This is a genomic window from Streptomyces sp. NPDC048584 (genome assembly GCF_043199595.1).
Classification (GTDB): domain Bacteria; phylum Actinomycetota; class Actinomycetes; order Streptomycetales; family Streptomycetaceae; genus Streptomyces; species Streptomyces edwardsiae.
Window position 1 is genome coordinate 80,485 of sequence record NZ_JBICWF010000016.1, and the last position, 26,319, is coordinate 106,803.

General features: G+C 69.3%; 18 protein-coding genes. 8 read left to right on the forward strand and 10 right to left on the reverse strand.

The window, feature by feature from the left end:
* Positions 1-464 precede the first annotated feature (464 nt).
* Positions 465-3,014, forward strand: coding sequence for a DUF262 domain-containing protein (locus ACGFR9_RS29785; protein WP_393214451.1), 2,550 nt, complete (start codon positions 465-467; stop codon positions 3,012-3,014).
* A gap of 210 nt (positions 3,015-3,224) precedes the next feature.
* Here ACGFR9_RS29785 and ACGFR9_RS29790 read toward each other — a convergent pair whose 3' ends face one another.
* Positions 3,225-3,551, reverse strand: a complete 327-nt coding sequence (locus ACGFR9_RS29790; RefSeq protein WP_393214454.1) for a hypothetical protein — start codon at positions 3,549-3,551, stop codon at positions 3,225-3,227.
* Positions 3,552-3,753: 202 nt separating this feature from the next.
* On the opposite strand from ACGFR9_RS29790, the gene ACGFR9_RS29795 reads away from it, so the two are divergent.
* The 4 genes from ACGFR9_RS29795 (at position 3,754) to ACGFR9_RS29810 (ending at position 8,388) form a co-directional block, all read left to right on the forward strand.
* Positions 3,754-4,587: an SDR family oxidoreductase gene (locus tag ACGFR9_RS29795; protein WP_393214456.1), complete on the forward strand. Its 834-nt coding sequence runs from the start codon at positions 3,754-3,756 to the stop codon at positions 4,585-4,587.
* A 110-nt stretch (positions 4,588-4,697) separates the two neighbouring features.
* The gene (locus tag ACGFR9_RS29800) at positions 4,698-5,225 is read left to right on the forward strand and encodes a hypothetical protein (protein ID WP_393214459.1); all 528 of its coding nucleotides are present in this window, start codon (positions 4,698-4,700) and stop codon (positions 5,223-5,225) included.
* A gap of 302 nt (positions 5,226-5,527) precedes the next feature.
* The gene (locus ACGFR9_RS29805) at positions 5,528-7,525 is read left to right on the forward strand and encodes an N-6 DNA methylase (RefSeq protein WP_393214462.1); all 1,998 of its coding nucleotides are present in this window, start codon (positions 5,528-5,530) and stop codon (positions 7,523-7,525) included.
* Positions 7,526-7,722: 197 nt separating this feature from the next.
* Positions 7,723-8,388 (forward strand): maleylpyruvate isomerase family mycothiol-dependent enzyme, encoded by a 666-nt coding sequence (locus ACGFR9_RS29810; RefSeq protein WP_393214465.1) that lies wholly within the window; start codon positions 7,723-7,725, stop codon positions 8,386-8,388.
* Positions 8,389-8,390: 2 nt separating this feature from the next.
* Here ACGFR9_RS29810 and ACGFR9_RS29815 read toward each other — a convergent pair whose 3' ends face one another.
* Positions 8,391-9,740, reverse strand: coding sequence for an erythromycin esterase family protein (locus ACGFR9_RS29815; RefSeq protein WP_393214468.1), 1,350 nt, complete (start codon positions 9,738-9,740; stop codon positions 8,391-8,393).
* Positions 9,741-10,125: 385 nt separating this feature from the next.
* On the opposite strand from ACGFR9_RS29815, the gene ACGFR9_RS29820 reads away from it, so the two are divergent.
* Positions 10,126-13,107 carry a carbohydrate binding domain-containing protein gene (locus ACGFR9_RS29820; protein ID WP_393214471.1) on the forward strand — a complete coding sequence of 994 codons (2,982 nt, stop codon included), beginning with the start codon at positions 10,126-10,128 and terminating at the stop codon, positions 13,105-13,107.
* Between the two features lie 63 nt (positions 13,108-13,170).
* Here ACGFR9_RS29820 and ACGFR9_RS29825 read toward each other — a convergent pair whose 3' ends face one another.
* From ACGFR9_RS29825 to ACGFR9_RS29840, 4 genes are read right to left on the reverse strand one after another with little or no spacing between them, the layout of a single operon-like run.
* Positions 13,171-15,552: a glycoside hydrolase family 3 N-terminal domain-containing protein gene (locus ACGFR9_RS29825; RefSeq protein WP_393214474.1), complete on the reverse strand. Its 2,382-nt coding sequence runs from the start codon at positions 15,550-15,552 to the stop codon at positions 13,171-13,173.
* A complete protein-coding gene (locus tag ACGFR9_RS29830; protein ID WP_030226087.1) occupies positions 15,549-16,367 on the reverse strand; it encodes a carbohydrate ABC transporter permease in 819 nt (272 codons plus the stop codon). The genes ACGFR9_RS29825 and ACGFR9_RS29830 overlap by 4 nt, the downstream gene beginning before the upstream one ends.
* Positions 16,364-17,320, reverse strand: a complete 957-nt coding sequence (locus tag ACGFR9_RS29835) for a carbohydrate ABC transporter permease (protein WP_393214478.1) — start codon at positions 17,318-17,320, stop codon at positions 16,364-16,366. The genes ACGFR9_RS29830 and ACGFR9_RS29835 overlap by 4 nt, the downstream gene beginning before the upstream one ends.
* A 10-nt stretch (positions 17,321-17,330) precedes the next feature.
* Positions 17,331-18,635, reverse strand: a complete 1,305-nt coding sequence (locus tag ACGFR9_RS29840; protein WP_393214481.1) for an ABC transporter substrate-binding protein — start codon at positions 18,633-18,635, stop codon at positions 17,331-17,333.
* A 138-nt stretch (positions 18,636-18,773) separates the two neighbouring features.
* Between ACGFR9_RS29840 and ACGFR9_RS29845 the strand changes: the two genes are divergently transcribed.
* Positions 18,774-19,796, forward strand: a complete 1,023-nt coding sequence (locus tag ACGFR9_RS29845; protein ID WP_393214484.1) for a LacI family DNA-binding transcriptional regulator — start codon at positions 18,774-18,776, stop codon at positions 19,794-19,796.
* A 187-nt stretch (positions 19,797-19,983) separates the two neighbouring features.
* Here the strand turns inward: ACGFR9_RS29845 and ACGFR9_RS29850 are convergent, their stop codons facing one another.
* The 4 genes from ACGFR9_RS29850 to ACGFR9_RS29865 form a co-directional block, all read right to left on the reverse strand.
* On the reverse strand, positions 19,984-21,420 hold the full coding sequence (locus ACGFR9_RS29850; protein ID WP_393214487.1) for a GH1 family beta-glucosidase: 1,437 nt from the start codon (positions 21,418-21,420) through the stop codon (positions 19,984-19,986).
* A 61-nt stretch (positions 21,421-21,481) separates the two neighbouring features.
* Positions 21,482-22,402 carry a carbohydrate ABC transporter permease gene (locus ACGFR9_RS29855; protein WP_393214490.1) on the reverse strand — a complete coding sequence of 307 codons (921 nt, stop codon included), beginning with the start codon at positions 22,400-22,402 and terminating at the stop codon, positions 21,482-21,484.
* A 12-nt stretch (positions 22,403-22,414) separates the two neighbouring features.
* Positions 22,415-23,401, reverse strand: a complete 987-nt coding sequence (locus tag ACGFR9_RS29860) for a carbohydrate ABC transporter permease (protein WP_393214493.1) — start codon at positions 23,399-23,401, stop codon at positions 22,415-22,417.
* A 143-nt stretch (positions 23,402-23,544) separates the two neighbouring features.
* On the reverse strand, positions 23,545-24,852 hold the full coding sequence (locus ACGFR9_RS29865) for an ABC transporter substrate-binding protein (RefSeq protein ID WP_393214496.1): 1,308 nt from the start codon (positions 24,850-24,852) through the stop codon (positions 23,545-23,547).
* 302 nt (positions 24,853-25,154) lie between these two features.
* Here ACGFR9_RS29865 and ACGFR9_RS29870 point away from each other — a divergent pair, with 302 nt between their 5' ends.
* Positions 25,155-26,168, forward strand: coding sequence for a LacI family DNA-binding transcriptional regulator (locus tag ACGFR9_RS29870; protein ID WP_311640502.1), 1,014 nt, complete (start codon positions 25,155-25,157; stop codon positions 26,166-26,168).
* Positions 26,169-26,319 lie beyond the last annotated feature (151 nt).

A 26,319-nucleotide genomic window follows, 5' to 3' on the forward strand; every position in this document is an offset into this window, starting at 1 on the left:
GCATCACTCGCACAGCTCCAGGCCGACGCCGCGGAAGGGCCACGCGCCATGCGTATGGAAGTGCTCCACGTCAGTCCAGAGCTCGCGGCGGATCGGAGGGCATCACCTTCGACGCGGAGGACGTACTCGACCCACCTGGCGGCGGCCCTGCGCGCCCTGCGCCTCTGACTGAGCGCGCCCCAACTCGTGATGGAGCAACGGGTTGCCGGTGAAGGAGAGAATCGTGACAGGCGCACGTCTGGAGCCGGGTGACCCCCGCCTGACCTTGCGCAACACCCAACGAGACGATGCCCCGGATCTCCGAGCAGACGGCCACCATTCCGGCTCACAAGGGTGCTGCTCAACCGCGGATGGCCTGAAACTCCTCGCTGTTGACTGAGTACACCCTAGGTTGAGTGACCGCCGCGGGCCTGGGCCTGTTGGATGAGCGTCAGGCGTGCCTGCCTGGCCGGGAAAGGAAGCGTATGCGCGCGCAGGAAATCACCTTCCTCAAACTGATCCAGGGGGAGAAGCAGTTCCAAGTCCCCCTCTACCAGCGGACGTACAGCTGGGGACGGGAGCAGCTGACGCGCCTCTGGGAAGATGTCAGCGAACTCGTCGACCAGCAGATGTCGGGCGAAACCGCCGCTCCGCACTTCCTCGGCTCTGTGGTCCTCGCGCCCGGCCAGTTCCAGGCCGGCGGCGTACAGCGATGGCTGGTCGTGGACGGCCAGCAGCGGTTGACCACCCTGATGCTGGCGTTCGCCGCGCTGCGCGACCACCTCAAGAAGGCGGGTGATGCACGCGATGTCACCAGGATCCACCATCAGCTCCTGGTGAACGAATACCACGAGGGCCTCGACCACTACCGGTTGCTGCCGACGCAGGCCGACCGCGAGGCGTACACGGCCTGCGTCCAGTCCCGGGCGGAGGCCGGCGGAAGCGACAACATCGGCGCCGCCTACCGCTTCTTCCTCGGCGCGCTCGCCGAGGGGCAGGAAGCCGCCGGACACGATCGGTGGGTCGCGACGGTCGGGACCGTCCTCAAGGATCTGCTGTCGATCGTGGAGATCACCGCGGAGTCCGGTGACAACGTGTACCGGATCTTCGAGTCGATCAACAACACGGGCGTCGGGCTCAGCCAGAGCGACCTGCTGCGCAACTACGTGTTCATGCTCCTGCCCAAAAAGGGCGAGCGTGTCTACCACGAGCTGTGGCTGCCCATGCAACAGAGCCTCGGTCCCAAGAACCTCGAACTCCTCGTCTGGCTGGACCTGGTCGTACGGGGCCACCACAAGACCAAGCAGAGCGAGATCTACCGGGAGCAGCAGAAGCGGCTTCAGCCGCTGGCCGGCGACGAGGACTCGCTGCAGCGTGAGATCGCGCAACTGGCCGAGCGGGGAGAACGGTTCCTCCGCATCATCGAACCCCGGCGTGAGCAGTCCCCCGCCCTGCGCACCGTGCTGGAGCGTCTGGCCGCCTGGGGTGGCCAGACCCACTACCCGCTGGCCCTCCACTTGCTGGACCTCGTCGACGGCGGAACCACCACATCCGAGGACGCGGCGGAGGCCCTGAGATACGTCGAGGCCTATCTGGTGCGGCGACTCATCTGCCAGACACCGACCACCAATCTCAACCGCATCTTCATGGAGGCTCCGAAGGAACTGGAGACCGACCGTCCCGCCGCCGAGGCGGTCCGGCGGTTCCTGTCCGGGCGACGCCGCCGGTGGCCGAGCGACGAGGAACTGCACCAGGCGATCCGCGGCAAGCCGTTCTACTGGAGCGGCCGGCCCCCGCAACGGAGTTACATCCTGCGCAGGCTTGAGGAGAGCTACGGTTCCAGCGAGCCCGTCGACTTCGTCAAAGCGGCCCTCAGCGTCGAGCACGTGCTTCCACAGCGCCCGGCCCCCGCCTGGTTCGACCTGCTCGCCGACGATACCGAGCCGGACCAGACCCCCCAGGAGCTGCACGACCTGCTGGTGCACACCCTGGGCAATCTGACCCTCACCGGGGACAACGCGAAGTTGTCCAACAGCCCGTTCGAGCGCAAGCAGCAGATCCTCGACTCGAGCGCCCTGCGCATGAATCAGGAGATCGCCGCGGAGCGACGCTGGGGCAGGAACGAGATCCTGGCCCGTGCCGACCGTCTGACAGAACGGGCGGTGGAGCTGTGGCCCGGCCCCATCGGCGGCGTCAAACCGACCGGCGAGGAATGGCCCGGATGGGCGGAACTGCGGGCGGTCCTGGTGGCGATGCCGAGCGGAACGTGGACGACATACGGTGATGTCGCCGAGCTGATCGGCAGCCACCCGGTGCCGGTCGGCACCTACCTGGGCTCCAACCCCACCGTGATCGGGGCCTACCGTGTCCTGACCGCGGACGGGAAGGTCTCCCCTGCGTTCCGCTGGACGGATGGCATTGACCGGCAGCCACCGCAGGAACTGCTGATGAGCGAAGGCGTGAGGTTCGACCCGTCGGCCCGTGCCCACGGCTCGCAGCGCCTGACCGCGGCCGAGCTGGCCACCCTGCTCGGCAAGGACGTCGTACAACCCGCCTCGCACGACCCGCTTCCGGACGGAGAAGACACCACGGCAGCCGAGCGCTTCCGCGCACAGTTGCGGGAACACTGGCCGGACGCGTCCGCCGGCGTCCTGAGCACACTCGACTTCTGGCGCCTCCAGGGTGGTTACGTCGACTACGGCCGCCACGAGGAGACCAGCTGCTTCCCGATTCTCGACGCCGGCACCACTCGCCGCCCCCATCTGATCTGGCCCATGGCGATCTACCCGGTGAGCGGAACGGTCGAAGTCGTCTTCCAGTACCTCAAGGACCGCAGTCCCTTCGACGACACGGAACAGCGCCGTGAGCTGCTGAACCGCCTCAACAAGATCGAGGGAGTCGACCTGTCCGAGGCGAAGCTGGAACTGCGTCCGTCCTTCCCTGTGCGGGTGTTCGCGGAGCACGCGGAGGAGATCTGCGGGGTGCTGGACTGGTTCGTGCACACGGCGGCGCTGGATCTGGCGCGGAGGGTGTGAGGTGAGGATGTCCGACATCTGCTGGTCGACACCCCGGTCTGGGGCACCGCGAGTGCTTCGGCACGCGTGGGGCGAGTGAAGTCCCTTCGTTCTCCCAGGACTTCGCCTCACGGAGGCGTACGCTCGCGCTCTTCTCGTGGGCCGTCTTCGTAACGTTCGCAACCGGGTAGGCCCACCGGATCCTCGGGCGGGCCTACCCGAGCCGGTGGCTCATGCCTCGATGCACAGCCACGTATCGCCCGCGCGGAGCCAGAGGACTCCGTCGCGGCCCTGGCCGCACCGCCCGACGACCCGGCCGGGTACGTGGAGCGTGCGGCGGTCGGTCGCCGTCCAGGTGGTGCCGTCGAACTCGGCGCGGGTGAGTTCGACGGTCCGCCGGTTGTGGTCGCGGCGGGTCGGCACGGCCCGGTTGCCGCGGACGGCGAAGCCGTCCGGTTGGTGAACGGGGCTGGGGTGGCTGGTCACTTCGCCGGTGGACGGGGTGACGCGGGTCAGGAAGGTGCCCGACCGGCTGTGGGTGTACCAGACCAGCCCCACCGCGTGCCGCGATGTCGGAGTGCGCGCTCAGCCGCTGACGTCTCATCAGGAACGGTCACCTCTGGGACTCCGGGGGCCTACGCCGCCCGAAGAGCCACACCCTGCCGGCGCCGCCGACCGGTCTCCACTTGACCTCAACTTCGGTCGAGGTTCTAGCGTGCGGCAGACGTGATCACCGAGCGACGGCAGGAAGTGGACGACGATGATCCTCGTGACGGGTGCCACCGGAAACATCGGAAGCGCTCTGGTACGGCAGTTGCACGGCTCCGACGCCTCGCCCGTGCGGGGCCTGACCCGTGACGCCGCCCGCGCCCCGCTACCCGCCGGAGTCGAGGCCTTCGAGGGCGACCTCGCCCGGCCCGCCTCGCTGAAGCCGGCGCTGGACGGCGTGCGTTCCCTGTTCCTCGTGCCGGGCATGGGCGCGGACGCGGCGGTCCTCACGGCCGCCCGGCGGGCGGGTGTGGAACACGTGGTGCTGGTGTCCTCCATCACGGTGCGGACCCATCCGCATCTGCCCGCCGCCGCCGGGAACGCGGCCGTCGAGCGGCTGCTGCAGGACAGCGGGATGAGCTGGACGATTCTGCGGCCGACGCAGTTCGCGTCCAACACCCTGTGGTGGGCGCAGTCGATCCGTGAGCACCGGTCGATCCGGGTGCCCTATGCGGACATCGGGCTTCCCTCCGTCCACCCCGCCGACATCGCGGCGGTGGCGCGGGTGGCACTGACCGAGTCGGATCACCGCGGGCGGACGTACCCGCTGACCGGGCCGGCACGGATCACACCCCGACAACAGGCGCGAGCGATCGGGGCGGTCCTGGCCGACGACGTGTCCGTCGTGGAGATCGACAGGGAAGAGGCGCACCGGCAACTGGCCCCCTCCATGGGAGAGCAGACCGCTCACGCGGTGCTCGATCTGATGGGTGGGGACGTCAATGCGGAATTGCTCACGGTGCACGACACGGTTGCGCGGGTCACCGGCTCCCCTGCCAGGCCCTTCCCGCGGTGGGCCGCGGAGAACGTCGCCGCGTTCCGCTGACTGCCCTCGGAACGAGGCGAGGGGCGGCGGCCCCACATCCGTCCCTCATTGGTCGACAGTGACAGGAAAGACGGCTGTCACGCGCGTATCTCGTCCCTCAGAATCCCTGTGTGGACGCGGGCATCGCAGGAATCGTGGGCGCAGCCGTGGGTGTTGTGGGTACGACACTTGCGGCCGCGGTCGCCGGTATGTCGGCGCAACGGCACGTCAGGGCAGAACACCGGCACTGGCGCAGACAGCTCCGTCGTGACGCCTATTCGGCGTTCACCGCCAAGGCGGACGAGGTGTCCAGACTCCTGAAGGAGACCCACACCGAGCTGATCAAATCAACTGTGGACTTCGACCTGGTGCGCGACCGTGTCGCCCAAGCGCGCGCGGCGCTCCGCAGCGAGCTCGCCGACGCTCAGGCGACGGTGGAGATCGAAGGCCCCGAGAAACTGGCGCGCATGGCGGGAGAGCTTTCCCGATCACTCGCGGCCTGTGCCACCACCGTCCATGTGATCACCCTCGGCCAGGGCCCCGGCGCACACGCCGCCGTGCCGGAGGCCGAGGCCCGACGGGTCAACCGTTTCCTGAACCATGCGGTCGCGAAGCGACGCCAGTTCGTCGAGCACGCTCGGAACACCATCGACGTGTGAACCACCCGGACCCCGACGGCGGCGACGCTCCGCGGAAGGTCCCCACCACTGGCACACGACGCGGCGATCGCTCTTCGGCTGCGATCCGTCCGAGGACCGAGGTGAGCTGGTGACGGTCCAGGAACACCGTTCCCCGCGTGAATTCCCGCATTCCTCCCGCCCTCCACACTTCCCGCACAGCGAACCGGACATATGCACTGTGAACAAAGTCAATGAGCGTAGTAGCCTCTCGTAGAGAGCCATCCGGAGACCCGTCCGCCGCCGGTCCGCACACCAGCGCCCCAGCACCTCGGAGACCGACGATGAGTACAACCGACTCCGTGCCCGTCAGCCTCGCCGAGATCGCCCGGATCGCCGGCGTGGGGCGCGCCGCGGTGAGCAACTGGCGGCGGCGCCACGACTCCTTCCCCACCCGCATCGGTGGTACGGACGTCAGCCCCCAGTTCTCCCTGGCCGAGGTCGAGCAGTGGCTGAGGGACAACGGGAAGCTCGACTCCATCGGGGGGCGCGAGCTGCTGTGGCCCCGATTCGAGGCGCTGGGCAGCAGGGACGAGTCGGGTCTGGCCATCGCCGAGGCGGCCCGCCGTACACACTCCCCCCGGTCACGTACTTCGCACGCGGAACTCACCTCGGAGGCCGAGGAGTTGGTGGCCGAGGCGGCGAAGCTGGGGCGGAAGGAGGGCGCACGCGAGACGTTCGAGTTCCTGCTGCAGCGGTGGCTCGAGACGCATGTACGTCAGCTGAGCACGACACCTCCGCCGCTCGCCGCACTGATGGCACGGATCGCGCTCGACGTCCGCGTCGACGGGAGCGGCCAAGAGGCCGGCGAGAAGCTCACCGTCCTCGATCCGGCGTGCGGTACGGGGCACTTGGCGGCCGCGGCCGTGCAGGAGGGCGCGGGTTCGAGTCTGTCGGTGCTGGCGTGTGAGCGGGATCCCGCCCTCGCCGCGCTGGCGTCCGCACGGCTGGCGTTCCTCACGGACGACCATGACATCCGTACGGAGATCGCCACGGCGGACGCCCTGCGCGAGGATCCGTTCAACCGGGCCCGGGTGGACATCGCGCTCTGCAACCCGCCGTTCAACGAACGCGATTGGGGCTACGCGGAACTCGCCACCGATCAACGCTGGACGCACGGCCTGCCACCGCGGACCGAGCCGGAACTGGCCTGGGTGCAGCATCTGCTCGCCCACCTCAAGCCGGGCGGAGCGGCCGTCGTCGTCCTGCCTCCGGCGGTCGCCTCGCGCAAGGCGGGCCGACGCATCCGGGGCTCCCTGCTGCGGACCGGCGTGCTCCGTGCCGTGGTGGCCCTCCCGCCGGGCAGTGCCCAGCCGCACAGCGTCTCGCTCCAGCTGTGGGTTCTCAGAGCGGCGCCTGACAGCACCGCCGCGGTCCCGCCTGGGCAGGACGTGCTCCTGATCGACGCGACACGCTTCGTCAGAACCGGCACACGTGAATCCGGTCCCCACTGGGGGCAGTTGCGGGCCTTCACACTCTCCGCGCTGGAAACCCTCGACCGGCCGGAGGCCGGCCTGCCGGACGGAGCCGTCCGCGTTCCCCTCATCGAACTCCTGGACGACGAGGTGGACGTCACCCCGGGACGCTACGCGTCGGTCACCGCCGAACCGTCCGGCCTCGAACTCGCGACGGCCTGGCGGGAGGCGGGGACGGTACTGACCGACCTGGCCCGTCAGGCCGAACGGCTGTCCGAACTCAGGTTGTCGACCGGTCTGCCGCAGACCACGACCAGCGTGGGCGACCTCGTCAAAGCCGGTGCGCTGTCGCTGCGTTCCGGACAGCAGCCGTCCGACGGCACGACGGCGACCGGCAGGGACTCCATGCCTCTGCTCACTGTCGCCGACCTGCTGGCGGGCGGCACTCCCGGCGGGCTCGTCGCCGCCGGATCGGCGCCCGTGGTCGTCGAGGAGGGCGACGTCGTGGTCGCCGGTGTCGTCCGCGCGTACCGGGCGTGGGTGCACGAAGGACCTCCGACGGCTCTGGGGTCGCAGCTGTACGCCCTTCGGGTGGACTCGGCCAAACTGAACGCGCATTTCCTCGCCGGCTGTCTGCGCGCGCCCTCCAACGGACGTCAGGCGGGCACCCACGCCTCCAGTTCGTCACGGGTCGACATACGGCGCCTGCAGGTCCTCCACCTTCCCCTGCCGGAGCAGGAGGCGTATGCCGAGGTCTTCCGAAGCCTCCGGGGCTTCGAGGCAGGAATCGCTACCGCCGAGGGCCTGAGCAGGAGACTGGTCAGTGATGTCTCGGACCTGCTCGCGGCGGGCGGACTCGGCGTCTGACCCCGGCCGAGGTTCCCCGGCGGCAGGTTCAAACGCCGCCTCCCTTCTTGATGGGCCCGGTTCCTGGTGATGCGCCTGGTTCCCGTGGCGTCCGGCGCCGTCAAAAGGGTGGTCGTCGCGATGAGTTTCCCGCGCGGTTCCGGTCTCCCCACGTGCACCCGTCGTGGGTGCCCGACCCCTGACAGGAGACCTCCCGTATGAATGATCCCGCAGTGGCAACGGCCTGTGGCCGTGGGACCGGGGTCTGGCCCCTGGTCCACGCCGAGCGGGCCGCGTTGGCGGCCGATCTGGCGGACATGACCGACGAGCAGTGGCAGACGTCCTCGTTGTGCGATGGCCTGACGGTGCGTGAGGTGCTGGCGCATCTCACGGCGGGCGCGAGTCTCGACACCGTGCGCTGGCTGGCGGGGGTGATCCGTTGCCGGTTCGACTTCGACAAGCAGGTGGCCATGCGGCTGGCCGAGCAGTTGGGCACGACACCGGTCGAGACTCTGGAGCGGTTCCGGAGCGTCGTCCCGAGCACCACCAAGCCGCCCTTGCCCGTCATCGCCATGCTGGGCGAGACGATCGTGCACGGCGAGGACATCCGCCGTCCGCTGGGCTTTCGCCGCGACTACCCGAACGAGGTCGTCACCCAGGTGGCCGAGTACTACCGGGGCACGGACCTCGTGGTCGTCGCCAAGGGGCGCATCGGCGGGCTGAAGCTCGTCGCGGACGACGGTCCTTTCACGACCGGTACGGGGCCACTCGTGTCCGGTCCCACCTTGGCACTGATCATGGCGATGACCGGGCGAGCGGCGTTCTGTGACGAGCTCGACGGGGCGGGGGCGGAGGTGCTCCGCAGTCGCTGCGGGGTGGGATGATCTCAGGGCTTGCCCAAGTACCTCGTCGCCTCCACCTCGTTGAGGTGGATCAGGATGTCGTGGGCCTTGCCGAGGGCGATCCGGTACTCCGTGGGGTCCGGCCAGCCCGCGCCGATGTTCCAGGTGGAGCGGGGGTCGGACAGCCATGCGCGTACCGCCCGGGGAGCCGTGCGCAGGTCCAGGATGTAGTCGCGTCGGCGGGGCTGGTCCAGGGTGTGCTCGTTGGAGTCCGGGGGTGCGGCGCCGACACGGTAGGTGCGCATCACGTTGTCGTCGGTGCCGAACGCCTTGAAGGCGCCGCTGTGGAAGCTGAAGCCGATGCTGACGTAGTCGTCGCCCAGCGTGTCGTGCAGGAAGGCTCCTTGCGTCTTCGGGTAGCGGACGTCGAAGGAGTCGTAGGAGACGTGGGTGTTGTGCGCCGAGAGAAGGATCCGGTCGGCGGTGTGCTGGTGCCACCAGGCGACGTTCTCGGCCATCACCTGGTCGCGGTGTCTCATCATCTCCGTGACCTGGGCGTCGTCGGTAATGTCGTACGCGTAGCCCTGGGCCATCTGGTGGATGGCCTTCGCGTGCTGGACCGTCCAGGGGTGTTCCCGGCCGCTCGCGTCGCGTAGGAGTTCGTACGCCTCTCGGGTGCGCTGCGCGCGCTCCTTGCGTTCCGCCAGTGGGAGTTCGAGGTACCGCTCCATGTACGTGGCGGCGTCGGTGGCCGGGGCCAGGCCGGCGTAGAGGGCGGTGATGCGGGACATGAGGTGCGGGTGGGTGCGGGCGACGTCGTCCGTCACCCGTCGGTACAGCTCCGGTCCGGCGTAGCCCATGTCGTTGCCCGCGAAGTGCACCGGGTCGGCGGGGTGGTGGCGGTTGTACGTGCGCATCCACCGGATGAGGTTCAGGTAGTCCGCGTTGTTCCAGATGCGGTACGAGCCCTGGAATTCCTCGCGTGCGATGCGGTCGAGGTCGCCCCTGCCGTACAGCACGTACTCGTTGACGCGGAGGCCGCTGCTCCAGGGCAGTTCCAGGGAGAAGGTGCGAAAGCCCTTCTCCTCGACCAGGTAGCGGAAGACCCGGTGCTTCATACGGAAGAAGTCCCGGGAGCCGTGGGTGGCCTCGCCCAGGCCCACGATGTCGGCGTCCCCCACCATGCGGCCGAGTGCGCGCAAGTCCCGCAGGCTGCCCTCGGGTTCGGTGCTTCTCAGGGTGTGGGCGCTGTGCTCGATCGCGTCGATCACGTCCGACGTCCGATGCCCGGTGGAGTACCTGGGCGTGTCGGCGGTGGCCGGGGCGGCCTGCGCGCCCGCCCCCAGGGAGAGCAGGAGGGCCGAGGCGAGTACCGCTGCCTTGCGTCGTGTCATGTCTTCAGGTTTTCGCGTGCGCGGAGGGTCGCACCAACCCCCACGCTGCCCGGTTTCCGGTAGCACAGGCACTACCGGGGGCGTGCAAGTTCTTTCGCAACTCTTGCAACGGTGTTACGTTCAGGCCTGCTTCCGGCCCGGCGGGCCGGAGGGCGGGACACCTCCCCACTCTCACGCGCTCGGCCTGCCGGGCCGGTTGTCCGTTACCGACGCCGAACCCTTTACGAGGGTGTCATGCACAGGTAATCTCCCAGCGCCTGCAAAGGTTTTCTGGAACTTCCAGAAAGTCCGGCAGCGGATTGCATCGGGATCCCGAGGCGCGTCGGATCCGCGGTGTGCGTCCACGAGGAGTCGTCAGGCTCCCCTCACCCCACTGGAGACGCACATGAGACGACCTCATCGACGGCCTCCCGGCCGCGGCTGGACCGCGGGAGCCCTCTTGGCCGGGCTCGTCGCCGTCGCCGCCGTCACCGGGCCCCCGGCCCCCGAGACGGAACCGGCAGCGGCGACGGCGGCAGCGGCGAACGAAGCGACCGTCTTCTACTACACCAAGACCCGCAACTGGTCCTCCACGTACCTCCATTACGCCCCGGACGGCGGCTCCTGGACGACCGTGCCCGGCACCCGTATGGAGTCGGCCTGCACGGACTGGGTGAAGGCCACCGTCGATCTGGGTTCCGCCGCGGGGCTGCAGGCCACCTTCAACAACGGCTCGGGCACCTGGGACAACAACGCGGGCAGCGACTACGACCTGGGCACGGGCAGCATCACCGTCAAGGACGGTGTCGTGGCCCACAGCGATCCCTGTGCCGGGTCCGAGCCGGAGACCCCGCACTCCGCCACCGTCTACTACTCGGCCCGGTCGCTCGGCTGGACCACCGTGAACCTCCACTACCAGCCGGCCGGCGGCTCCTGGACCACGGTCCCCGGGGTCGGCATGGCCGAGGCCTGCGCCGGCTGGTGGAGCCGGACCGTCGACCTCGGATCCGCCACCTCCCTCAAGGCCGCCTTCAACAACGGCAACGGCGTCTGGGACAACAACAACGGCGCCGACTACACGATCCCGGCCGGTACCAGCACGGTGGAGAACAACACCGTGACCGCGGACGCCGACGACCCCTGCGCCGCGCAGGATCCCGACACACAGGCGCCCAGCAGTCCCGAGGGTGTGCGGGCCGCCGTCAGCGGCACCTCCGTCGTGCTGTCGTGGGAACCCGCCTCCGACGACACCGGTGTGACGGGCTACCAGGTCACCCGGACCGGTGGCACCAAGGGGGCGATGGTCACCGACGTCTCCTCCACCGTGTTCTCCGACACCGGGCTGGAGGAGGAGACCCAGTACACCTACACGGTGCGCGCCGTGGACGCCGCCGGGAACCTCTCCACCGCCTCGGCACAGGCGAAGGCCACCACCGGCAGTGCGCCGGGCGGTCCCGCCACCGGCACTCCCCTGGGCACCGACCCGCGCAAGGACCCCATCTACTTCGTGCTCACCGCCCGCTTCAACGACGGCGACAGCTCGAACAACCGCGGCGGCAGCCAGCACGTCAAGTCCGGCAACGCGGCCAACGACGACCCCATGTTCCAGGGCGACTTCAAGGGACTGGTCGACAAGCTCGACTACATCAAGGGCCTGGGCTTCTCCGCCGTCTGGATCACCCCGGTCGTGCTCAACCGCTCCGACTACGACTACCACGGGTACCACGGCTACGACTTCTACACGGTCGACCCACGGCTCGAATCGGCCGGCGCCTCCTACCAGGACCTCATCGACGCCGCCCACGCCAAGGGCATGAAGATCTACCAGGACGTCGTCTACAACCACTCCTCCCGCTGGGGCGCCAAGGGCCTGTTCACCCCGACCGTGTACGGGGTACGCGACTCCCAGTGGAGCTGGTACTACGACGAGAGGCAGCCCGGTTTCGAGTACGACGGCCTGACCGTCGAACCGAAGAGCGGCAAGTCCTTCTACAACGGCGACCTCTGGTCCACCGCCGAACCGTCCGGCAACACCTGTGTCAACTGGGGGGCGCCCACCGGCGCCAGGAGCCCCGAGGGCTACACCATCTACAACTGCCAGTGGCCGAACCCGACGTCCGGCATGTTCCCCAAGGCGCTCTACCACAACTGCTGGATCGGTAACTGGGAGGGCGAGGACTCCCGTTCCTGCTGGCTGCACGAGGACCTCGCCGACTTCAACACCGAGAACGCGCAGGTGCAGAACTATCTGATCGGCGCCTACGACAAGTACATCGACATGGGCGTCGACGGCTTCCGTGTCGACACGGCCGTCCACATCCCGCGCACCACCTGGAACCGCCGCTTCCTGCCCGCGATCCAGGAGCGCGTCACCCAGCGGCACGGTGCCGGGGCGGCGAAGAACTTCTTCGTCTTCGGCGAGGTCGCCGCCTTCGTCAACGACAAGTGGAACCGGGGATCCGTCAACCACTCCGCGCAGTTCTACACCTGGAAGGAGCGCAGGGAGTACAGCGCCGACGACGCGACGGCGGCCCTGGAGATGTACGACTACGAGCAGCAGCAGGGCACCGGCAGCCAGCCGGTCGCCACCAACGCGTTCCTCGACGGCAACGCCTACCACGTCCCGGATCACAGCCGCTTCTCCGGCATGAACGTCATCGACATGCGGATGCACATGAACTTCGGTGACGCGAGCAACGCCTTCCACAACGGCAAGGACAGCGACGACAGTTACAACGACGCCACCTACAACGTCGTCTACGTCGACAGTCACGACTACGGGCCCAACAAGAGCAGTGAGCGCTACACGGGCGGCACCGACGCCTGGGCCGAGAACATGTCCCTGATGTGGACGTTCCGCGGCATCCCCACCCTCTACTACGGCTCGGAGATCGAGTTCCAGAAGGGCAAGAAGATCGACTGCGGCCCGAGTTGTCCGCTGGCCACGACCGGGCGCGCGTACTACGGCGACCATCTCGCCGGAAGTCTCAGCGTGTCGGACTTCTCCCGGGTCGACTCCGCCTCCGGTGCGGTGGCGACGACGTTGGGCAAGCCCCTGGTCAAGCACGTCCAGCGGCTCAATCAGATCCGGCGGGCGGTCCCCGCGCTGCAGCTGGGGCAGTACTCGACCGCCGGGATCTCCGGTGACATGGCCTTCAAACGGCGCTACACCGGCGGGGGTACGGACAGCTTCGCCCTGGTGACCGTCTCGGGCGGTGCCACCTTCACCGGCGTACCCGACGGCACGTACCGGGACGCGGTCACCGGGGACGTACGGACGGTGTCCGGCGGGACGCTGGCCGTCGCCGCGCCGGGCAAGGGCAATCTCCGGGTGTACGTCCTCGACGGACCCGGGAAGATCGGGACGGACGGCCCCTATCTCAAGTAGCCCCGCCCACGAGGCAGCCCCCGGCCGGTGCGTACCGGCCGGGGGCTGCCTCGTGGGTCCGGCTCAGTCCCGCGTGGCGGGCTCCTGGGTGAAGTCCGCGTGCAGGCGGCGGGTGTGGTCGACATGGCGCTCGGGGCCGGTCAGGGTGACCGTCGCCGTCAGTCGGGCGTCGGTGCTGGACGCGGCGAGGCGGAGTTCCAGTTCACCGGGTTCGACGACCCGGCGGCCGTCGCGGCCGGTGAAGGAGGCCACGTCGGCCGGGACGGTGACCCGGACGCGGCGGGACTCGCCCGGCTCCAGCTCCACCCGGGTGTAGCCGACGAGCCGCTGCACCGGCTGGACGACGGAGGCGACCGGGTCGTGGAGGTACAGCTGGACGACTTCGGCGCCGGACCGTTCTCCGGTGTTGCGGACGGTCAGGGCGAGCGTGAACTCGCCGTCCGTGCCCGCTTCCTGGGCGTCCACCGCGAGGTCGCTCCACGCGAAGCTCGTGTACGTCAGGCCGTGGCCGAAGCCGAACGCCGGGGTGGGGTCGATGTTGGACACGTCGCTGAGCTGGGCGAGGCGGGCGCCGAGGTAGGTGGTCGGCTGGGAGCCCGGAGCGCGCGGCACGCTGACCGGGAGCCGTCCGGAGGGGTTCGTGCGACCGCTGAGGACGCCCGCGATGGCGTGGGTGCCCTCGGTGCCGGGGAAGAAGGACTGCACGATCGCGGCCGACTCGGAGACGGCGCGGCCGAGCGCGTACGGCCGTCCGGCGAGCAGGACGGTGACCACGGGTGTCCCGGAGTCGAGCAGCGCGTCGAGGAGCTGCTGCTGGGCACCGGGCAGGGCCAGGGAGTCGGCGTCGCAGCCCTCGCCGCTGGTGCCGCGACCGAACAGGCCCGCGCGGTCGCCGAGTACGGCGATAACGATGTCCGACTCGCGGGCGGCGTCGACGGCCTCGCCGAGGCCGGTGAGGTCGCCGTCGTCGACGCCGGTCCCGCGGGCGACCGTGATGTCCGCGTCGGGGAACTCGGCGGTCAGGGTGTCGCGCAGGGTGGGCAGGTCGATACCGACCGGGACCTCCGGGTGCTGCACGCCGACGTGCAGCGGGAAGGAGTAGCAGCCCAGTACGGCCGTCGCCTCGGCGGCGTTGGGGCCGACCAGGGCGATGCGGCGCGGCGCGGCGAGCGGCAGGGTGCCGTCGTTGGTGAGCAGGACGACCGCCTTCTCGGCGATCTCGCGGGCGAGTGCACGGTTCTCGGGCCGGTCCAGGTCGACGCGGCCGCGCAGTGCCTCGGGGTCGTCGAGGTCGACGCCGTCGAGTGCGGGCGGGACCGGGCTCCAGTCCGGGTCGAGGAGGCCGAGCTGCGCCTTCTGGCCGAGGACGCGGCGCAGAGCGCGGTCGATGAGCCCTTCCGCCACCCGGCCGTCGGTGACGGCGTCGACGAGGGGTGCGCCGAAGGTCTTGACGGTGGGCAGTTCGACGTCGACGCCCGCCCGGAGCGCCGCGCCGGCGGCGTCGGCCCAGTCGGCGGCGACGCCGTGCAGCGTCTTGAGGAAGGCGATGCCGAAGTAGTCGGCGACGACGGTGCCGTCGAAGTCCCAGGTGTCCCGCAGGAGTTCGGTGAGCAGGGTCTCGTCGGCCGCGGAGGGCATGCCGTCGGTGTCGGTGTAGGCGTGCATCACCGAGCGGGCGCCGCCCTCGCGGATCGCCATCTCGAAGGGGGGCAGCAGGACGTCGGCGCGCTCGCGGGGCCCCATGGAGGAGGGGGCGAGGTTGCGTCCTGCCCGGGAGGCGGAGTAGCCGGCGAAGTGCTTGAGCGTGGCGACGATCCCGGCGGACTCCAGGCCCTGGACGTAGGCGGTGCCGATGGTGCCGACGAGGTACGGGTCCTCGCCGATGGTCTCCTCGACCCGGCCCCAGCGGGCGTCGCGGACCACGTCGAGGACGGGTGCGAGGCCCTGGTGGACGCCGACGGAGCGCATGTCGCGGCCGATGGCGGCGGCCATGCGCCGCACCGTGTCGGGATCGAAGGTGGCGCCCCAGGACAGCGGGACGGGATAGGCGGTGGCGCCCCAGGCGGCGAAGCCGGCCAGGCACTCCTCGTGGGCGACGGCGGGGATGCCGAAGCGGTTCGCGGAGGTGATGCGGGCCTGGGTGCGCATGAGGGAGAGCGCGCCGAGGGCGGGGTCGACGGGAACGGTGCCGAAGGGGCGGGTGAGTTGGCCCAGTCCGCTGGGCAGCAGCGCGTCGAGGTCGACGGCCTCCTCCATGTCGTGCTGGTGCGGGGCGACTTCGCCGCCCTTGTCGGAGGCGCCGACCCATACGCCGTACAGCTGGGCGATCTTCTCCTGGAGGGTCATCGCGCCGATGAGCGCGTCGACCCGGGCGGAGACGGGGTGGGCGGGATCGTTCCAGAGGGGGATTTCGGGGGTGGTCTCTACGGCCACGTCGGCAGTCACTTTCCTCCGACGCCCATCAGACCCTGGACCAGGGCGCGACGGGCGAACAGGTAGACGAGCAGGATGGGCACCATGGACAGCACCACGGCTCCCAGCAGACCGGGAATGTCGATGCCGTGCGCGGTCTGGAAGTTGTACAGACCCAGGGTGACCACCTTGGTGGAGTCGGACTGGGTCAGGACCAGCGGGAACAGGAAGCCGTTCCACGCCTGGAGCGCGGAGAAGACCACGATGGTGGACACTCCGCCGCGGGACAGCGGCAGTACGAGCTGGAAGAACATCCGGCGCGGGGACGCGCCGTCCATGGCCATGGCCTCGTACAGCTCCGGGGAGATGTCGCGCATGGCGCCGCTGAGGATCAGCGCCGACATGGGCAGGCAGAACGCGGCCGTGGGCAGGATGACGCCCAGCAGGTTGTCGTACAGGCCGGCCTCGCTGATCAGGTAGAACATCGGCACGATGACGGCCTGGGCGGGGATGGCGAGTCCGAGCAGGAACAGCCGGAAGATCGCCGAGGTGGTGCGGCCGCGGCTGCGGACGATCGCGTAGGCGAGCGGCGGGACCAGCAGCAGCACGATGCCGATCACGCAGGCGGTGACGACGAGGGTGTTGAAGAAGTACTGGCCGAAGCCGGAGTCGAAGGCGCGGCTGTAGTTGTCCAGGGTGAAGGTGTCCGGTAGGGAGACCGGGCCGTTCTCGGCGTAGTCCTGGCGGGTGCGCAGCGTCGCGGCGAGCATCACGTACAGCGGCAGGCCGACGAGGAAGAGCCAGACGAGCGAGCCGGCGCCGGCCACGTAGTTCGGTCGGCGCCTCATGACACACCCTCCATGGAGCTGCGCATCTTGTCGTAGCCGGAGACCCGGACGACGATCAGCGAGATGATCGTGGACGCGACCACCAGGGCCAGGGCGATCGCGGAGCCGGTGCCGTAGTCGAAGCCCTTGAACGCCTTGTCGTACATGTAGTAGGCGCTGATGGTGGTGTCGGTGCCGGGGCCGCCCTGGGTCAGGATGAGGACCGTCTCGAAGGTGGTCAGACCGCCGACGATCATCAGGATCATCGAGGTGATCATCGCGTTGCGCAGCTGCGGCAGGGTGATGTGGAAGAACTGGCGGTAGCGGCCCGCCCCGTCGATCTCCGCGGCTTGGTAGAGCACTTGGGGGACCGCGCGGGCGGCGCCCTGGTAGATCAGGGTGTGGAACGGGGTGAACTGCCAGGTGCTGACGAACGCCAGGACGCCGATGGCGGTGGCCTGTTCGCCGAACAGGTTGCCGTCACCGAAGAGCCAGGTGGCCTCGGCCGGGATGCCGAAGTTCGGGTCGAGCAGCGCCCGCCAGAGCACGGAGACGGCCGTGGCGGACAGCAGCAGCGGGATGAAGTAGATGACGGAGAGGACGGCCCGGTTGCGCTGGTGGCCGGCCGCCCAGACGCCGAGCAGGATGCTCAGCGGGGTCTGGATGACCACGCCGAGCACGGTCAGGAGCAGGGTCAGCCAGATGCTCTTGAGCATCACCGGGTCGTCCGCCAGGCGCGACCAGTTGTCCATGCCGACGAACTGCGGCGAGCTGAGCCCGTCCCAGGTCATGAAGGACAGCACCGCCACCATGATCAGCGGCACGATCGCGAACAGGGCGAAGAACACTGCGGCGGGCAGCGCCCAGGCGAAGCCGGGGCGGCCGACCGTCGTTGCGGACGGGGCGGCCGGCCGCCGCCGGGACCCCTTGCGGGGGCCGGCGGCGGGCCGGGCGCTCGTGATCTGTGTGGTCATGAGCCGTTCGTCACTCGGTGGGGAGGGCCTGCATGGCCTTGATGAAGCCGTCCGTGTCGAGCTGTCCGTTGAAGAACTGCTGGATGGCCTTGTGCATGTCCGAGCTCGCCTTCTGCGGGTACGCCTGGTCCCACGACAGCTGGAACGAGGGGGCGTCGGCGACGAGGTCGTACTGGAAGCGCGAGTACTCGGGGGTGGCCGAGCCGTCGATGAACTGGTCGGTGTTGGTCGTGGTCGTCAGGTTGCCGATGTCCAGCTGCGACTTGACGAAGTCGTCCGAGTACATGAGCTTCAGGAACTCGGCGACGGCCTCGGGGTGCTTGGTCTTCTTCATCACCGAGTAGTAGTTGTTGGTGTTGCCCGCGACGTTCGCCGCGTCCCCCTTGCCGCCCTCGACGGCGGGGAAGGCGGTGTAGCCGAGGCCCGTCTCGGCGAACTCCGGGTGGTCCGTGAGCTGCTGGGAGTAGTACCAGGAGCCCATCAGCTCGAAGCCGGCCTTGCCCGCGGCCACCAGCTGGACCGAGCCGCCGTTGGTGTACTTGACGGAGTCGTAGTTCTTGCCGAAGGCACCGCTGTCGACGAGGTCCCTGATCATGCCGAGGGCCTTCTTGCTGTCGGCGCTCTCCCAGGCGCTCTTGTCGCCGCCGACGGCCTTCTCGAACAGGCCCGGTCCCGCGATACGGTCGTAGAGGTACTGGAACCACATCTGCGTCGGCCAGACGTCGCCGCCGCCGAGCGCGATCGGCGTGACACCCTTGTCCTTCAGCTTGCCGACCGCGTCGAGCAGTTCGTCCCAGGTCTTCGGCGGCTGCACGCCGGCGTCCTTGAGGACCTTCTTGTTGTGGAAGAGCAGGACCGGCTGGGTGCCGCGCATCGGTATGCCGTACGGCTTGCCGTCGACCACGGCGTTGTTGAAGACGGACGGCAGGAACTTGTTCTCCAGCTCCGGGTTCTTCTTGATGAGGTCGTCGAGCGGCAGCAGCAGGTCGGCCTTGACGAACGGCTTGATGCTGCCGCCGCCCCAGTTGAAGAAGACGTCCGGGGCCTGCGGGGTGTTGATGATCGTCTGCAGCTTCTGCTGGTAGTCGGCACCGGGAATGGTGTCGAGGACGACCTTGACGTCGGACGTCTTGTTGAACGTGTCGACGATCTTCTTCTCCACCTTGTTGGTGGCGTCCCCGTAGACCAGGACATGGATCTTGCCGTCGTCCCCCGACGCCCCGCCGTTTCCGTCACCGCAGGCCGAGAGGCTCAGTGCCAGGGCGAGCGTCGCACCGGTGGCGACCAGTCTGGGCAAGCGCGCACGTGTCTTCATCGTTCGCCTTTCGAAAGTTTCGGCATCATCACCGAAAGTCCATGCCGTGGGACAGTAGGTCAGACCCGTGTTTCGGTCAACGGTCGGAGCGGTACTCGCCCAAACTGTTATCGATGCGCGGTGCCCTATCCTGCGGGTATGCACGAAGACAACGAGGCGAGCGGCAGAGTGACCCTGGCCGCGGTCGCGAAAGAGGCCGGTGTTTCGATGCCGACAGTTTCGAAGGTCCTCAACGGCCGTTCGGATGTCTCCCGCGCGACCCGGGCCAAGGTGGAGCGGCTCCTTGAGGTCCACGGCTATCGCCGGCGCAGCCAGCCGGCGTCCCGCTCCCCGCTCATCGAGCTCGTGTTCCACGAACTGGAGAGCATCTGGGCGATGGAGCTGATCAGGGGCGTGGAGAACGTCGCGAAGGAGAACCGTGCGACGGTGGTGCTCACCGAGAGCGGCACCCGGCACGCGCCCGCGGCGGACTGGCTCCCGGGCGTGCTGCAGCGCCGCCCGCTGGGTGTCGTGCTGGTCTTCTCCACGCTGCCGGAGGACGTCAAGCGCCGACTGCGGGCGGCGGCCATCCCGTTCGTCGTCATCGACCCGGCGGGGGACCCCGACCCGGACGTCCCCTCGGTCGGCTCCGCGAACTGGGCCGGCGGTCTGGCCGCCACCCGCCATCTCACCGACCAGGGGCACGAGCGGGTCGCCATCATCACCGGGCCCGAGGACATGCTGTGCTCGCTGGCGCGCCTCGACGGCTACCGCTCGGCCATGGCGATGGCGGGGCTGGAGGCCGACCCGCGGCTGACACGCTACGGCGACTTCCATGTACAGGGCGGCTTCGAGCACGCCATGGACCTGCTGGACGGGCCGGACCGGCCCACCGCGGTCTTCGCCGGCAGCGACCTCCAGGCGCTCGGCGTACTGGAGGCGGCCCGCGTCAAGGGGCTGCGGGTGCCGGAGGACCTGTCGGTGGTGGGCTACGACGACGTACCGCTGGCGCAGTGGTCGAGTCCGCCGCTCACCACGGTCCACCAGCCGCTGCGCAGCATGGCCGAGGAGGCCGCCCGGATGCTGCTGCGCCCGGACGATCCCGGTACTGCGGCCCAGCGCATCGAACTGGCGACCCGACTGGTGGTACGGCAGAGCACGGCCGCTCCCCGGAATACGTGAACGCCGGGCCGGCCGCGCGAGTGCGGCCGGCCCGGCGTACGGCACCGCGTCGGCGGGGAGGCCGGGCGCGCGCGGTACCCGAATGTTTCGGGCGACCACGACATCGCGTCGCGTCGCCGTATCGGCCGTGCTTCATGCCGTCCTGTGCGCGGTGGCTCACCCGGGGTGCGTCACCGCGCGCGTCCCGTCAGGCGCCGGGAAGGATTCCGGTGCGGGCCACCTCGGAGTACCAGCGGGCACTGGCCTTGGGGATGCGGGTGCCGGTCGGGTAGTCCACGTAGACGGCGCCGAAGCGCTTGCCGTAGCCGTGGGCCCACTCGAAGTTGTCCAGCAGCGACCACAGGAAGTAGCCGCGCACGTCCGAGCCGTCGACGATGGCCCGGTGCACGGCGGCCAGGTGACCGCGCACATAGGCGATCCGGGCGGTGTCGTTGACGTTCCCCGACGGGTCGGCGTAGTCGTCGAAGGCCGCGCCGTTCTCGGTGATGACCAGCGGCAGCTTCGGGAAGTCCGACGACAGCCGGCGCAGCAGGTCGTACAGGCCGGTGGGGTCGACGGCCCAGCCCATGGCGGTGGTCTCGCCGGGCGGCTGGTGGAAGGCGACCTTGTCGGCGCCCGGCCAGGGGCTGTGGGTGCTGTTGCCGTGGCCGTCCGAGTTGTGCGTGCCGCTGCCGTCGGCCTCGGAGACGACGGTGGGCGAGTAGTAGTTGACGCCGAGGAAGTCCAGCGGCTGGTGGATCCGCGCGAGGTCGCCGTCGCGCACGAAGGACCAGTCGGTCAGCCCGGCGGTGTCCTTGAACAGGTCCTCCGGATAGGCGCCCTGCAGCATCGGGCCGGTGTAGACCCGGTTGGCGAGCGCGTCGATCCGGCGGACCGCGTCGGCGTCGGCGTCGCTGCCGGTGAGCGGGCGGACATGGTGGATGTTGAGCGTCACCGAGCACTGGGCGTCGGCGCGGATACGGTCCCGCAGCGCCTGGACCGCGAGGCCGTGACCCAGGTTGAGGTGGTGGGCGGCACGCAGCGCGGCGACCGGGTCGGTACGGCCGGGGGCGTGCACACCGGAGCCGTACCCGAGGAAGGCGCTGCACCAGGGCTCGTTCAGGGTGGTCCAGGTCTTCACCCGGTCACCGAGGGCGTCCGCGGCGAGGGCGGCGTACTCGGCGAACCGCTCGGCCGTGGCGCGCTCGGGCCAGCCGCCGGCGTCCTCCAGTTCCTGCGGCAGGTCCCAGTGGTAGAGGGTGGCGACGGGCTGGATGCCCTTCTCCAGCAGGTCGTCGACGAGACGGCGGTAGAAGTCCAGGCCCTTCTGCACGGCGGGGCCGCGGCCGGTGGGCTGGATCCGGGGCCAGGCGAGGGAGAACCGGTAGGCGCCCAGGCCGAGTTCGGCCATCAGGGCGACGTCCTCGCGCCAGCGGTGGTAGTGGTCGGTGGCGATGTCGCCCGTGTCGCCGTTGCGTACGCGGCCCGGCGTGCGGGCGTAGGTGTCCCAGATGGACGGTGTACGGCCGTCCTCGGCGGCGGCCCCCTCGATCTGGTAGGAGGCGGTCGCGGAGCCCCAGAGGAAGCCCTTGGGGAAGGGGCGGGCGGCGTCCGGGGCGGACGCGGTCTGCTGTGCGGTGACCACGTAGATCCTTTCGGGGTGAGGGGAGTTCGCAGGCGGCGGGGCCTGGCGGAGGGGGTGCGGGTCAGCCCTTGACGGCGCCCGCCATGATGCCGCTGACGATCTGGCGGCCGAAGACGATGAACATCGCCAGCAGCGGCAGCGTGCCGAGCAGCGCGCCCGCCATGATCAGCGACTGGTCGCGGACATAGCCCGCGCTGAGCTGGGTGAGGGCGACGGGGACCGTCGGGTTGGTCATGTCGAGCACCACGAACGGCCAGAAGAAGTCGTTCCACGCGTGCACGAACGTGATCATGAACAGCACGGCCATCGCGGGCCGTGCGATGGGCAGCACGATGCTCCAGAAGATCCGCAGCGAGTGCGCCCCGTCCACGCGGCCGGCCTCGACCAGTTCGTCGGGCAGCGCCTCGGACAGGTACTGCCGCATGAAGAACACGCCGACGGCGCTCACCAGGGTGGGGAAGATGACGGCCGGCAACTGCTGCGACCAGCCGAGCTCGGACATCATCATGAACAGCGGTACGACGCCGAGCTGCGGCGGCACCATCATGGTGCCGATCACCAGCATCAGCAGGACGTTGCGTCCCTTGAACCGCAGTTTGGCGAAGGCGAAACCGGCCAGCGTCGCGAACATCACCGTGGACAGGGCGATCACGCCGGCCACGATCAGGCTGTTGACCATGGCCTTGCCCATCGCGGCCTCGTCCCAGGCGCGGGCGAGGTTGCTGAACAGGTTCGGTCCCGGCAGGAACGGCGGCGGGGTCTGGCTGACCCGGGTGTTGTCGGTGGAGGCGGCGACCATCGTCCAGTACAGCGGGAAGATCGACAGCACCGCCATGACGACGAGCAGGACGTAGGCGAGCGGGCCGGCGTGGTGCTGACGGCCGGCGCCCTGGCGCAGCAGCCGCCGGCCGCCGCGGGCCGGCTTCTCGACAGGGGTCCGGGCCGGTGTCTCCGTCCGGACCGGGAGGCTGTGAGTGGTCATGATGGCTCCAGGTCAGGACGTACGGGAACGCAGGCGCTTGATCAGGTGATGCGCCGCGAAGGCGACGACGAGCAGCATGAACATCGCCCAGGCGACGGTGGCCGAGCGGCCCATCTGGTAGTTCTTCCAGCCCTCCTCGTACAGCAGCAGGCCCAGCGTCTGGTACTGGTTGTCGGCGCCGCCGGTGACACCGTTGGGGCCCTGGCCGAAGATCAGCGGCTCGCCGAACAGCTGGGTGGCGCCGATCGTGGAGAGCACGATGGTGAAGACGATGGTGGAGCGGATACCGGGCACGGTGACGTGGGTGAACTGCTTCCACCGGGACGCCCCGTCGAGGGAGGCGGCCTCGTACCGCTCGGCGGGAATGGCCTGCATGGCGGCCAGGTAGAGCAGCGCGTTGTAGCCGGTCCAGCGCCAGATGACGATGGTGGAGATGGCCGCCTGGGCGGGCCACTTGTCGGCCTCCCAGTCCACCGGGTCGATGCCGACCGAGCCGAGCGCCCAGTTGATCATGCCGAAGTCACGCTCGAAGATCATGGTGAAGACGAGCGCGGCGGCGGCGACCGAGGTGGCGTAGGGGACCAGCGAGGCCACGCGGAAGAACAGCGAGGCGCGCATGCGGTAGTTGAGCAGGTGTGCCAGACCGAGCGCCATCATCAGCTGCGGCACCGTGGAGATGACGCCGATGGTGATGGTGTTCTGCAGCGCGTTCCAGAACTGTGAATCGCCCCAGAGTTCGACGTAGTTGTCGAACGCCACCCACTCCATGACGTCGAGGGTGGCCAGTTCCACGTCGTGCAGGGAGATCCACGACGTGTAGACGAGGGGGTAGAAGCTGAACGCGGCGAAGACGACGAAGAATGGCGCGACGAACGCGTACGGGGCGCCCTTGACGTCCAGCCGGTGCAGCAGGGCGCCGCGCCGGCGGGGGGTGTTCCCGTCGCCCGTGGTGCCCGGCGGCTCCTCGCCGGTCAGGGCCTTGGTGGTGGAGGTGGCCACCGGACTTTTCCTTCCTGGATACGGATGTGTGAGCCGGGCCCCGGGGCCCGTCGGCGTGCTGCCCCGTCACCGGACTCACGTGGCAGGCGGGAGTCCGGTGACAGGGCCCGGCGGGCCGGGGTGGCCGCGGGAGAGGCGTCGGGTCAGCCGACGGCCTTCTCGATGCGCTCCGTGGTGGTCTTCCACGCCTTGTCACGCGCGGTGCCCTGCTCGACCAGGGCCAGGCCCTGGGAGAAGGTGTCCTTGATCGTGCCGTCCTTGCGGCCGAGGACCTGCTTGTCCGGGATCTCCTGCGCGGCGGCACCGAAGATCTGGCCGATCGGGGCGTTGTCGAAGTACTCCGACTTGGCGTTCTTCACATCCGGGTTCTCCAACGCCTCCTTGGAGGACGGGATGTTGCCGATCTCCTTGAAGATGTGGGCCTGCTGCTCCGGCGCGGTCAGCCAGGCGACGAGCTTCTTGGCCTCCTCCTTCACCGGGCTCTGCTCGACGACACCGAGGAAGGAGCCGCCCCAGTTGGCGCCCTTGGGGGCCCGGGCCACGTCCCACTTGCCCTTGTTGGCGTCACCGGCCTTCTCGCTGATGTGGCTGAGCATCCAGGCCGGGCAGACGGCGGTCGCGAACGTGCCGTTGGCCAGACCGGGGTCCCAACCCGGCTGGAACTGGCGGAGCTTGGCGGTCAGCCCGTCCTCGGCGGCGTCCGAGGCAAGGCCCCAGGCCTCCTTCACGGCCGGGTTCTTGTCGTAGATCAGCTCCCCCTTCTCGTCGTAGTACTGCTCGGGGTAGCCGTAGACCATGGCGTTGAACAGACCGCTGGCCGAGTCGGTGAACGCGACCTTGTCGCCCTTGAAGTCCTTCTTGAAGGTGCGGCCGACCTCGACGTACTTGCTCCAGTCGCCCTCCCAGAGCTTGCCCACCTCCTCACGGTCGGTGGGCAGGCCTGCCTGCTCGAAGTAGTCCTTGCGGTAACAGACCGCCATGGGGCCGATGTCGGTGCCCAGGCCGAGCACCTTGCCGTCGGCGGTGCTGATCTGGGACTCCTTCCAGGGCAGGAAGTGGTCGGTGCCGGCCATGCCGGAGAAGTCGGCGAACTTGTCCGCCTGGGTCTCGGTGATCTCCTTGGCCCGGCCGATCTCTATGCCCTGGATGTCCTTCAGACCGTTGCCGGCGGCGAGGTGGGTCTGCAGCGCGGTGTAGTACGTCTGCTCGTCACCGGCGATGTCGGCCTTGATCTCGACATTCGGGTTCTCCTTCTCGTACTGCTCCAGAAGGCCCGTCTCCTTGAGGCCCATGACGCCGTACAGGCCCATGGTGATGGTGACCTTGCCGTCCTTCTTGCCACCGCCGGTGGCCGAGTCGTCACCGCCACTACAACCGACGACCAGTGCCAGCGCGCCGGCGGTCGCGACTGTCGCGACCGCCTTCCTGCGCAACGAACCGTAAGTGCCCATGGATCTCCTCCTAGCGACGGCGCTGACACACCGGAGTGACGAGTTCTGCGATGACTACAGCGGCTCTGATAGGGATGGGAACGTGCCCAATTTGGGGTGGGCACGTTCCCACCGCGCAACGAAGACTCATGGCTAGCGGATAGGTCTGTCAATAACTTGAAACCAACTCGTCGCCTCGAATCCGGCTCCGTGTGCCTCGTCCCGCCCCCGGGGGGTGCTGTGCCCGCGGCCGCGTCTGCAAGAATTGCCGCAGGTCAACTCCGCGGTGGACATCGTCGCCGCGGCCGCACAGGGGGGAGCACATGAGCGGCAACCGCCGTCCGACCATCAAAACGGTCGCCGCCCGCGCCGGCGTGGGCCGCACCACGGTCTCCCGCGTCGTCAACGGCTCGGATCTCGTCAGCGACGACGCCCGTGAGCGGGTGCTGGCCGCGATCAAGGAGTTGAACTACGTTCCCAACTCGGTCGCCCGCGGTCTGGTGACCAACCGCACCAACGCGGTGGCCCTGGTGATCCCGGAGTCGGAGAGCCGGCTCGGTTCTGAACCGTTCTTCGCCGCGCTGATCCGCGGTGTCTCCGGCGCGCTCGCGGAGAGCCGGACCCAGTTGCAGCTGATGCTCGTCCGTGACCAGGCGGAACGGGACCAGCTCACGGAGACGGTGGCGACGCACCGGGTGGACGGTGTGCTGCTGGTCTCCGTGCACGCCGACGACCGGCTGCCGGGCATGCTGGAGGAGATGGGCCTGCCGACCGTGCTGGCCGGCCGCCGCGACGCGGGCGAGCGGCTGAGCTACGTGAACTCCGACAACGCGGGCGGTGCCACCGCCGCGGTACGGCACCTGCTGCACCGCGGCCGGACCCGGATCGCCACGATCACCGGTCCGCTGGACATGGACGTCGGCCGCAGCCGGCTCGCCGGGTGGCGCACCGCGCACCGGGAAGCGGGGGTGGCGGCGGACGAACTGCTGGTCGAAGAGGGGGACTTCACGGAGGAGGGTGCGTGTCGGGCGATGCGTTCGCTACTTGAACGCGCGCCGGATCTGGACGCGGTGTTCGCCGCGTCCGACCTCATGGCGGTGGGGGCGCTGGCCGAATTGCGTCGGCGGCGGTTGCGGGTGCCGGAGGATGTCGCCGTCGTGGGGTACGAGGATTCCATCCTCGCGCGGCATACGGCGCCGCCGCTGACGACCGTGCGGCAGCCGGTGGAGGAGATCGGGCGGACCATGGCCCGGATCCTCACCGGGATCACCCAGGAAGGTGGGCCGCGGCAGCAGCGGACGTTGCCTACGGAGTTGGTGGTGCGGGAGTCCTCGTAGCGGGAGGTGGGACGGTCGGGTCGTCCGCTGTGGGCGGTGCCGGTACGTCGGGGGCACTGTCGGTTTTCGCCCCCGCCGCCCCTTCCCGTTCCCGTCCTCGGGGGCTCCGCCCCCGAACCCCCGCCGACCCGCCCCGTCCCGGGGCTGTACC

Excerpts from the sequence above, each read along its gene's own strand:
- ACGFR9_RS29785 (WP_393214451.1), top strand. The coding sequence starts at position 465 with ATGCGCGCGCAGGAAATCACCTTCCTCAAACTGATCCAGGGGGAGAAG.
- ACGFR9_RS29795 (WP_393214456.1), top strand. The coding sequence starts at position 3,754 with ATGATCCTCGTGACGGGTGCCACCGGAAACATCGGAAGCGCTCTGGTA.
- ACGFR9_RS29805 (WP_393214462.1), top strand. The coding sequence starts at position 5,528 with ATGAGTACAACCGACTCCGTGCCCGTCAGCCTCGCCGAGATCGCCCGG.
- ACGFR9_RS29810 (WP_393214465.1), top strand. The coding sequence starts at position 7,723 with ATGAATGATCCCGCAGTGGCAACGGCCTGTGGCCGTGGGACCGGGGTC.
- ACGFR9_RS29815 (WP_393214468.1), bottom strand. The coding sequence starts at position 9,740 with ATGACACGACGCAAGGCAGCGGTACTCGCCTCGGCCCTCCTGCTCTCC.
- ACGFR9_RS29820 (WP_393214471.1), top strand. The coding sequence starts at position 10,126 with ATGAGACGACCTCATCGACGGCCTCCCGGCCGCGGCTGGACCGCGGGA.
- ACGFR9_RS29830 (WP_030226087.1), bottom strand. The coding sequence starts at position 16,367 with ATGAGGCGCCGACCGAACTACGTGGCCGGCGCCGGCTCGCTCGTCTGG.
- ACGFR9_RS29835 (WP_393214478.1), bottom strand. The coding sequence starts at position 17,320 with ATGACCACACAGATCACGAGCGCCCGGCCCGCCGCCGGCCCCCGCAAG.
- ACGFR9_RS29840 (WP_393214481.1), bottom strand. The coding sequence starts at position 18,635 with ATGAAGACACGTGCGCGCTTGCCCAGACTGGTCGCCACCGGTGCGACG.
- ACGFR9_RS29845 (WP_393214484.1), top strand. The coding sequence starts at position 18,774 with ATGCACGAAGACAACGAGGCGAGCGGCAGAGTGACCCTGGCCGCGGTC.
- ACGFR9_RS29855 (WP_393214490.1), bottom strand. The coding sequence starts at position 22,402 with ATGACCACTCACAGCCTCCCGGTCCGGACGGAGACACCGGCCCGGACC.
- ACGFR9_RS29865 (WP_393214496.1), bottom strand. The coding sequence starts at position 24,852 with ATGGGCACTTACGGTTCGTTGCGCAGGAAGGCGGTCGCGACAGTCGCG.
- ACGFR9_RS29870 (WP_311640502.1), top strand. The coding sequence starts at position 25,155 with ATGAGCGGCAACCGCCGTCCGACCATCAAAACGGTCGCCGCCCGCGCC.